Origin of the sequence: Nocardia neocaledoniensis (assembly GCF_029868625.1) — a bacterium.
Taxonomy (GTDB): Bacteria; Actinomycetota; Actinomycetes; order Mycobacteriales; family Mycobacteriaceae; genus Nocardia; species Nocardia neocaledoniensis_A.
This window is the reverse complement of the sequence record NZ_JARWOJ010000170.1, coordinates 1-9,010: the sequence shown is the minus strand read 5'-3', so window position 1 is coordinate 9,010 and position 9,010 is coordinate 1. Positions and strand designations below refer to the sequence as shown.

The window sequence follows — 9,010 nt, the reverse complement described above, 5'->3', positions numbered from 1 at the left end:
AGGCAGACCTTCGAGGACTTTCGTGGGTACTGGCCCGAGCAGGTCGACGACCGGACCGGGATCACCGAGTCGTTGAACCGGCAGCACAAGTACGTCGTGTCGGCCACGATGACCGATCCGGGGTGGCAGAACTCGACGGTGCTCGCCGGTGATCCGGTGGACCGGGTCGCCGAGCTCAAGGCGGCGCCGGGTGCGGACATCGTGGTGACCGGCAGCATCCGGCTCTGTCACGCGCTGATCGAGGCGGGGTTGGTCGACGAATACCGCTTGTTCGCCTATCCGACCGTGCAGGGCGCGGGCAGGCGGTTGTTCCCGGATGGGTACGAGGTGCCGCGGCTGCGACTGGTCGAGTCCAGGGCGCTCGACGGGTGGGTGGTCTATTCGCGCTACGCCGTCGAAGGCTAGCTAGCGGGGGTCGACCGCCGTTCGGCAGCGGCCGGACGGTGTCGCGCTCGCGGGCGAATCGAGGGGTTCGCCCGCGAGTAGGCGCGGACCGGACGACCGCGGCGCCTCATGGCCCGTCGGTCAGCCGCACATCGTGGGCGACCGCGGTGGCGTGTAGTCCGTCGGCCTGCGGTTCGATGGCGGTGAGGCGGGCGCCGAAGGGGAGCTGGCGCAGGGGGACGACGAAGGTCAGTGTGCTGCGGAGCAGCGACAGCGGGATCGTCGGGCCGCCGATCGCGGGTTGGGCCGAGACGGGCGTGACCTCGATGCCGCCGTCCACCGGGGTGACGGTGACATAGACCGTGGCGGGAACGGAGAGGCCGGCGACGGGGAAGGTTCCGTTGACGCGCAGTCCTTCCGGACTGTCGGAGATCGATTCGACGCTCGACGGGGCGAACGTGCGCACGACGTCGTAGGGGACGACGGCGGTGGCGGTCGCCGTCGCGGCGACCAGATTCGAGCCGCGACTGTTCAGTACATCGGACAGCGACGCGGCGACATCGGTGAGTGCGACGTCCAGGTCGCGGACGGAGATGTCCTGGCCGCCCCAGTCGCCGACCCGGATGTCGATGTTCTGATAGGTGCCGTCCACGGCCTGGGTCAGGAAGGGGTAGCCGCCGATCGTGACATCCGGCCGCTGTGGCAGCGCGTATTCGGCGGCGACCTGACGGCCGATCTCGTTCTGTGCCAGCACGACCGCGACCCGGTCGCCGACGACCAGCGCGATCACCAGCACGACGAGCAATATCAACACTGCGCGCATGCGCTCACCCCTTCGGCCATCCCACCATCATGCTGCGGAACCGGGTGCGGTGTGGGGAACCAGTACGGGTGCGTATGCAGAAAAATCTTTGCACAGAATTCTATGCAAAGAGTAGTGTGCATGTATGGCCGAGGACGTAGCACCCAGAGAGATCACCGATCCCGTCACGCTCAGGGCGCTCGCACATCCGTTGCGGCAGCGCATCCTTCGCGCGCTGGCGGAGAAGGGGCCCGCCACGGCCACCGCGCTGGGAGCGTTGCTGGGGGTGAACACGGGAGCCACCAGCTACCACCTGCGTCAGCTCGCCGAGCACGGATTCATCGAGGAGGCACCGGAGCTGGCGAAGGGGAAGGAGCGCTGGTGGCGTTCGCCGCCGAAGGATCTGCGGTATCGGCTCGACAAGTCGCAGTCGCCGGAGATGCGCGAGCTGCTGGAAGGGCTTGTCGCGCAGTACATCACCGAGGATGTCGAGACCTTTCAGCGGTTCCTGGCGGAGCGGGAGGAGCTGGGCGAATGGGGCGATGTGATGCCCTTCTCGCGCGGCGCCATCTACGCGACCCGCGAGGAGCTCGAGGCCTTCTGTGAGGAGTACCTGGCCCTGCTCAAACGCTTCCAGGCCACGCACGCCGAAGGACGACCCGGCGCGCGCCGCGTGCTGACCAGATTCATCGCTTTCCCGGCGCCGGGGATGAACGAGTAGGAACCACCATGCTTCTGCGGATCGCCCTGTTCGCCGGGCTGGTCGCCGCCATCGTGGCCGGTACGCCGGTCGCCGCGGCGAACGACACGACCAGCACCGATATCACCGTCACACGGTCCGACGGGACCACCACCACCGGCACGATCCACGCACCCGTCGGCGCGACGGGCCGTCCGGGAGTCGTGCTCGTACACGGCTCGGGGACCTCGCCCAGCCCCCAATACGCCCAGGTCGCAGCGGCATTGGCGCGGCAGGGCATCGTCGCGCTGACCTATGCCAAGCGCACCGAGAACTACACCCCAGCGCACCGGGACTACTCCCTGCTCGCCGATGACGCGCTCGCCGGCGTCGCGGCGCTGCGGGCGCGGCCCGAAGTCGATCCGGCGAGGGTGGGGCTCTGGGGCTTGTCCGAAGGGGGCTGGGTGGCTCCGATGGCCACGGCACGATCGGCCGACGTCGCGTTCCTGATCACCATCGGCGCCAACTCGGGCGCGCCCGCCGCGCAACAGAACTGGGCCAACGAGACCAGATTCGCGGCCGGCGGGGTACGCGGTTCGATGGTGGACACGCTGGCGCGCAACGCGATCCGGGTGGCGGCGGGAGCGGGCCTGTTCGCCCAGGCGGACTACGACCCGCGCCCGGTCCTCGAGCGCATCGAACAGCCGGTGCTCGGGATCTGGGGTGAGCTGGATCGGCTGACCCCGCCCGGCGACAGCTCGCGCGGCTTCCAGGAGGCGTTCGACCGCGTCGGCAAGGCGAACTACACGCTGCGCACCCTGCCCGACGCCCAGCACGGCGGCTTCACCACGACCGACGGATTCGACAGGGGCGCGGAGCTGGCGCCCGGATACGTCGAGCTCATGGGCGCCTGGGTGAAAGCGCTACCGGCATCGGCGGACAGGTCCGCGGATGTGCCGGCGGCGCAGGGCCATTCGGTGACCCCGTTGACGCCGCTGTCCTGGTGGGAATCGCCCGCGGCGCTGCTGGCCGTCCTGATCGGCACGGTGCTCGCCCTCACCGGTTACGCACTGACGGGTCTCGTGCGCCGCTGGCGGCTGCCCAGTGCCGTCCCGGCCCGAATCCTGGTGGTGACCGCGGGGATCGGTGTCGTCGGCAGCATCGCGCAGCTGTTCTACGTGGCCTCGACGCGGGCGACCTCGTTCGGCCCGCTGCTGTTCGGACGGACGCTGCCGTGGATGGCGTCGCAGGTGATCGCGGTGTGCGCGGTGGTCGCGCTGGGTTTCGTCATCGCCGGGCGCGGCCGCATGCTCGCCGACGCGGGGCGCGGAGCACGCGCGCGGTGGGCGCTGCTGGTCTGCGGGGGAATCGGTTTCACGCTGTGGGCCCTGTACTGGGGCCTGCTGCTGCCCTGAGAAAGGGAAGACCCCGACCCGGAGGGGTCGGGGTCTCGCGTGACTCCTGAGCCGATCGCCGTTGACCGGACCCAGGAGAACCGACTCGGGTCAGTTGGCGGCGACGTTGCGGCGGGTGGCCCGAGAGTAGGTGGCCGAACGCAGGATCTGGCGCAGGATCGCGTCGAAGGCGTCGGTGTCCTCGATATTGCCGAGGTGACCGTGCGGCAGCACGTGCACATCGGCCAGATAACCGGTGCGGCGCAGGATGTCGACGATCGGCCGGGACATGCGCTGCGGGAGGAGCCGGTCCTTGGCGCCCGCGATCACGGTCGTCGGCACGGTCAGGTTGGCTGTGCCCGCCGACAGGTCCATGTCGGCCATGGCGGCGGCGTGGCGGCCGCGGGCGAGCGGACGGCACGAGCGGATGATGCCGATCGCGAAGGCGATCTCCTCGGCGGAGGCCTCCGGGGTGAGGATCCGGTACCGGAACATCTGCTCGGTGAACCAGCCGCCGGGAATCGGCAGCGGCGCGAACAGCAGCGATTCGCTCACCGGCTGCGGCATCCGCACCGGCGCGCCGAGCAGGGTGACCGGGTAGTCGGCGACGGTGAGCTGCTTGTTCAGCACCGGCAGCATGTCGGTTTCCCAGCGGATCTGGCCGTTGGCGGTGTTGGCCAGCAATACCGCCTCGGCCCGCTCGCCGACCTGCTCGGGGTGGTGCTTGGCCCAGGCCTGGATGGTCAGGCCGCCCATGCTGTGCCCGGCCAGCACGGCCTTCTCGCCCGGACGCAGCGTCGCGTCGAGGACGGCGGAGAGGTCGTCGGCCAGGGTGTGCTCGCTGGGTGCGGCGGTGCCGAGGGTCGATTCGCCGTGGCCGCGCTGGTCGTAGGCGACCACGCGGTACTCGCCGGCGAAGGCGTTGAGCTGCGGGTTCCAGTATTCGATGCTGCACGCCCAGCCGTGGATGAGAACCAGGGTGGGTGCGGTGTCGGGCCCGTAGACGTGGACCCGGAGATCGGCGCCGTCGGCGGTGGTCACCGGGACGACCTGGGGCGCGGTGGCGGGGGCGTTGAGCTTCGCGGTGGCGAAACCACGGGTACGCAGGCCGGTGCGGAACCGGGCACTCACGCCGCCGAGCGTCATCATCGACTTCGCTAGCATGTCGGCACTCCTTTGTGTCGTAGGCCACCGTACAGTGCGTGCTGGGGTGCTAGCTAGTGTTAGCGGGTCACAGTGTCCCATTTGTTGTGAACGGGGTCACCCGACGCGCCGACACTGTGAAATCGCCCGACAACGCCGGAAAATTACAGCGTTTCGCCGCGACCCGTGCGTGCTGGACGACCTCGTCCCGGCCCCAGTACCGTGGGAGCGTGGACAGCACGCCGGTCATGGCAGAGAACCCGACCACGGAGACGCTGCCGCCGACCTGGCGACGGCTGGCTCCGCCGCTGCTCACGGCCGGGCTCGGCATCGGCACCCTGGCGTTGCTGCATTTCCGCGATCCGCACGTCGAGGGTTCCTACGGGTTGTGCCCCGTGTACGCGCTGTTCGGGGTGTACTGCCCCGGCTGCGGCGGCATGCGGGCGATGCACAATCTCACCGATGGGCGCGTCCTCGACTCGCTGCACAGCAACATCCTGGTGTTGCCGCTGGTCATCGCGTTCGCGGTGTTCGTCATCGACTGGGCGCTGCGCGCGCGCCGTGGGCAACGGTGGCGCTTGCCGGGGCTGAGCGCGGTGACGGTGTGGTCGTTCGTCGGACTGCTCACCGTCTACACCGTGTTGCGCAACACGCCGTGGGGAACCTGGCTCACCCCCGTCTGATACTGGTGTCCGTGCCGTCGGGCGGGCAATCTGGATGTATGCGCGATTCACTGAAGGATCGAGTCCGCCAGAAACTGTTGCGCCAGCTGGCCGAGGACGGCCCCGACCCCGAGCGCGACGACACCAGGAGCATCTCGGTCGCCGAGGACCTCGAGGCGCTGGAGATGGTGCCCTCCGATGATCCCCTCGTCGAGGAACTGGCCCAGCGCTACCTGGTGTTCTGATGCGCCGACCCGCCCAGCGGCGGGAGCGTGGGCAGCGGTTTGGTGCCCAGCCAGAGCGCGAACAGCGGACGCAGCGGGGCCACGCTGTAATGGCCTGCCAGATCGACGAATTCCTCGGTCGTCACCGAGGCGTGCCGGTAGCGCGCGGTCCATTCCCGGATGAGTTCGAAGAACAGGTGGTCGCGCAGTTCCAGGCGTAGCGCGTGCAGGGTGAGCGCACCGCGCTTGTAGACGCGGTCGTCGAACATGTCCTTGGGGCCGGGGTCGCCGATGACGATGTCCTGCGGCTGACGCGCCAGATTGGTCCGCGCGGCCCTGGCCAGCTGGTCGGCGGTCGGGCCGCCCGCGGCTTCGGACCAGATCCACTCCGCGTAACAGGCGAAGCCCTCGTGCAGCCAGATGTCGCGCCACTGCTTCAAGGTCAGGCTGTTGCCGAACCACTGGTGGGCCAGCTCGTGCGCGACCAGCCGCTCCGAACCGCGTTTGCCGTCACAGTGATTGGCGCCGAACACCGAGATGCCCTGCGCCTCGATCGGGATGTCGAGCTCGTCGTCGGTGACGACCACCGTGTAGCCCTCGAACGGATACGGCCCGAACTTCTCCGTGAACAGCGCCATCATCTGCGGCTGCCTGGCGAAGTCGTGCTCGAAGTTCGCGCGCAGCCGCGGCGGGACGACGGCCTGCATCGGCACCGGCTCGCCGGGCGCGCCGATCCGGTACTTGCGGTAGTTGCCGATCTGGATCGTCGCCAGGTAACTGGCCATCGGCTCGGGCTGTTCGTACACCCAGGTCGTCTGGCTGGCCTTGGCCTGCTTGCGCATCAGGGTGCCGTTGGCGACGGCGTAGAACGGGCTGTCGGTGGTGATCGAGATCCGGTAGGACGCTTTGGAACTCGGGTGGTCGTCACACGGGAACCAGGACGCCGCGCCGTTGGGCTGGCTCGCCACCAGCGCGCCCTCGGTGAGCTCCTCCCAGCCCACCTCGCCCCACGGTCCGCGCACCGGCTTCGGGGTGCCCCCGTACTGGACGGTGATCTCCAGGACCCCGCCCGCGGGAATCTTCTGCTGCGGGGTCACCGAGAGCTTGTTGTGCTGGTGCGCGAACTTGGCGGCCTTGGCCCCGTTCACGAACACCTTCGACACCGTCAGCGACTGCGACAGGTCGAGGGTGAACCAGGACCGCACCGCGGTGGTCACGGCGATGACCACCGCGCGTCCGGCCAGGCGGGTGCTGGCGGGCTTGTAGCTCAGCTCCAGTTCGTACCTGGAGACGCGGTAGCCGCGGTTTCCGTTCTGCGGTAGGTAGTCGTCGATGGGGGCCTCGTAGAACTTGCTCCGCATCAGGCGGCTCCGCGCTGCCTCGACTCCGGCGTCGCGGCGGTGCCGGTCCACGGCGAGATGGGGTTGCCCCACCACCGGGTCGACGGTGGGACCACGTCACCGCGCATGACCAGCGACGCCGGGCCGATGGTGGCGCCCGCGCCGATATGGGCGGCGGGCAGGGCGACACAGTGCGGGCCGAGGGTGGCGCCCGCGTCCAGGGTCACCGTGTCCATGGACATGATGCGGTCGTGGAACAGATGGGTCTGCACCACACAACCGCGCTCCACGGTCGCGCCGTCACCGAGTGTCACGAGGTCCGCCTCCGGTAGCCAATAGGACTCGCACCATACCCCGCGACCGATCTTGGCACCGAGTCCACGCAGCCACAGGTTCATCACAGGAGTACCCGTGGCGGCCCTGGCGAACCAGGGCGCGGCGACGGTCTCGACGAACGCGTCGGAGACCTCGTTGCGCCACACGAACGAGCTCCACAGCGGATGCTCGACGGCGCGAATCCGGCCGACCAGCAACCACTTCGCCGCCACCGCGATCGCACCGGCCAGCGCGCCCGCCACCATCAGCACCAAGCCGGAGAGCAGCGCGGCGACGAGATAGTCGGAGTGCTGGGCGATCAGGGCGAGGGTGAACAGCACCCCGAGGCCGATGGCGAAGGTGACCATCACCGGAATCAACCGGCAGGTCTCGACGAAGGCGCGGGCCAGCTTCAACCGCAGCGGCGGATCGAACGTGCGTGAGGTGTCGCTGGATTCGGTCGCGCGGCGCAGCCGCACCGGCGGGCTGCCCAGCCACGACGAGCCGGCCTTGGCCTTGCTCGGGGCCGCCGACAACACCGCGACCAACCCGTTCTTGGGCACCCGGCGACCCGGCGCGGTCATCCCGGAGTTGCCGAGGAAGGCGCGCTTGCCGACCTTGGCCTCGCCGATCCGCAGCCAGCCGCCGCCGAGTTCGTAACTGGCGATCATGGTGTCGTCGGCCAGGAACGCGCCGTCGGAGACGACCGTGAACTTGGGCAGCAGGAGCACCGTCGACGCCTCGACGTTCTTGCCGATCTTGGCGCCGAGCAGGCGCAGCCAGATCGGGGTGAGCAAGCTGGCGTAGAGCGGGAACAGGAACGTGCGGGCCGAGTCGAGCAGGCGCTCGGTGGCCCACACCTGCCAGCCCGTCCGGCTGCGCACGGGGTGGTATCCCTCGCGCAGGCCGATGCCGAGCAGGCGCACGGCGAGCACGGTGGCGACGGCGTACACACCGAGACTGAGCAGCGTCGCGACCGGCAGGATGACGAATCCGCGCAGCGCCGCGGCGCCGATGGTGGTCTCCTCGCGGACCCACCAGGCGATGAAGGTGCCGCCGACGGCCAGGCCGAGCACGGGCATGGCGGCCAGTGCCATCGAGGACAGGCCGAACACGATCAGCCAGTGCCTGGCCCGATCGGGCGTGCGGTCGGGCCAGCGGTGGGTCGCCTTGCCGGTCTTGGTGGCGGGCGAGCCCGCCCACTCCTGCTCGGCCTTCACCTTGCCCGAGACCGCGGAGCCGGGCGCGATCTCGGCCTTCTTCCCGATCTTGGTGCCGGGCAGCAGGATCGAGCGCGCGCCGATCACGGCGCCGTCACCGATGGTGATGCCGCCGATGTGCACGACGTCGCCGTCGACCCAGTAGCCGGACAGGTCGACCTCGGGTTCCACGCTGGCGCCGTCGCCGAGTTCGAGCATGCCGGTGACCGGCGGGAGGGTGTGCAGGTCGACGCCCTTACCGATCTTCGCGCCGAGCGCGCGGGCGAAGGGCACCATCAGCGGCGCGCCGGACAGGCTCTCGGCACCGCTGGCCTCCGACAGGCGCACCGCGGCCCACAGCCGCAGGTGCACCCACGAGCCGCGCGGGTAGGTGCCGGGGCGCAGGCCGAGCAGCAGCACCCGGGAACCCGCCACGCACAGCGTCATCCGGCCCAGCGGCGAGATGAAGAGCACGAAGGCCAGCGCGATCCACCACCAGGACAGGCGCGGCAGCCACGGCAGCGAACCGGACCAGCCCGCGATGGCCGACACCACGGCCAGCCAGGTGACCCATTGCAGGCCGGTGAGGGTGGTGAGCGGGATGGTGGCCAGCACCTGGGTGAGCTGCGCGCGCAACGGCGTCGGCGCGACGACCCGGGTGTCGACGGCCCCGACCGGGGCGCGGCCGGCGAGCAACAGGACCAGCCCGCCGAGCCCACTCGTCCCCGCCGAACCCGTGCGCCGCGAGCTCGAGCAGAGCGCTTACATCATCTTCACCTCCGGCTCCACCGGCGAACCGAAAGGCGTCGTCGGTACGAACGCCGCGCTGGCCGGGTACTTCGCCGATCACCTGGCACGCTTCTATCGC

The 9,010-nt window shown here is 69.8% G+C and carries 8 protein-coding genes and 2 pseudogenes; 6 read left to right on the top strand and 4 right to left on the bottom strand.

Annotated elements, in window-relative coordinates; translation table 11 throughout:
* A partial coding sequence (locus tag QH270_RS12145; RefSeq protein ID WP_280341007.1) for a dihydrofolate reductase family protein occupies window positions 1-405 on the top strand: 405 nt, incomplete at its 5' end.
* 106 nt (window positions 406-511) lie between these two features.
* Here the strand turns inward: QH270_RS12145 and QH270_RS12140 are convergent.
* A complete protein-coding gene (locus tag QH270_RS12140; protein ID WP_280341005.1) occupies window positions 512-1,207 on the bottom strand; it encodes an LmeA family phospholipid-binding protein in 696 nt (231 codons plus the stop codon).
* 124 nt (window positions 1,208-1,331) lie between these two features.
* Between QH270_RS12140 and QH270_RS12135 the strand changes: the two genes are divergently transcribed.
* Window positions 1,332-1,907: an ArsR/SmtB family transcription factor gene (locus QH270_RS12135; RefSeq protein WP_280341002.1), complete on the top strand. Its 576-nt coding sequence runs from the start codon at window positions 1,332-1,334 to the stop codon at window positions 1,905-1,907.
* 8 nt (window positions 1,908-1,915) lie between these two features.
* On the top strand, window positions 1,916-3,280 hold the full coding sequence (locus tag QH270_RS12130) for an alpha/beta hydrolase family protein (protein ID WP_280341000.1): 1,365 nt from the start codon (window positions 1,916-1,918) through the stop codon (window positions 3,278-3,280).
* 90 nt (window positions 3,281-3,370) lie between these two features.
* Here QH270_RS12130 and QH270_RS12125 read toward each other — a convergent pair whose 3' ends face one another.
* Window positions 3,371-4,423: an alpha/beta fold hydrolase gene (locus QH270_RS12125; RefSeq protein ID WP_280340998.1), complete on the bottom strand. Its 1,053-nt coding sequence runs from the start codon at window positions 4,421-4,423 to the stop codon at window positions 3,371-3,373.
* 209 nt (window positions 4,424-4,632) lie between these two features.
* Between QH270_RS12125 and QH270_RS12120 the strand changes: the two genes are divergently transcribed.
* Window positions 4,633-5,085, top strand: coding sequence for a DUF2752 domain-containing protein (locus QH270_RS12120; RefSeq protein ID WP_280340995.1), 453 nt, complete (start codon window positions 4,633-4,635; stop codon window positions 5,083-5,085).
* A gap of 38 nt (window positions 5,086-5,123) precedes the next feature.
* Entirely contained in the window at window positions 5,124-5,309 is a 186-nt protein-coding gene (locus tag QH270_RS12115) for a hypothetical protein (protein WP_280340992.1), read from the top strand.
* Here the strand turns inward: QH270_RS12115 and QH270_RS12110 are convergent.
* Together QH270_RS12110 and QH270_RS12105 are read right to left on the bottom strand one after the other, a co-directional pair.
* Window positions 5,294-6,649, bottom strand: coding sequence for a M1 family metallopeptidase (locus QH270_RS12110; RefSeq protein WP_280340988.1), 1,356 nt, complete (start codon window positions 6,647-6,649; stop codon window positions 5,294-5,296). The two genes, QH270_RS12115 and QH270_RS12110, sit on opposite strands and share 16 nt — an antisense overlap.
* Window positions 6,649-8,856: pseudogene (locus tag QH270_RS12105) on the bottom strand (Pls/PosA family non-ribosomal peptide synthetase); the annotation flags it as partial. The gene QH270_RS12110 and the pseudogene QH270_RS12105, both read right to left, overlap by 1 nt.
* Here QH270_RS12105 and QH270_RS12100 point away from each other — a divergent pair.
* A pseudogene (locus QH270_RS12100) lies at window positions 8,798-9,010 on the top strand (AMP-binding protein); the annotation flags it as partial. The pseudogenes QH270_RS12105 and QH270_RS12100 overlap by 59 nt on opposite strands.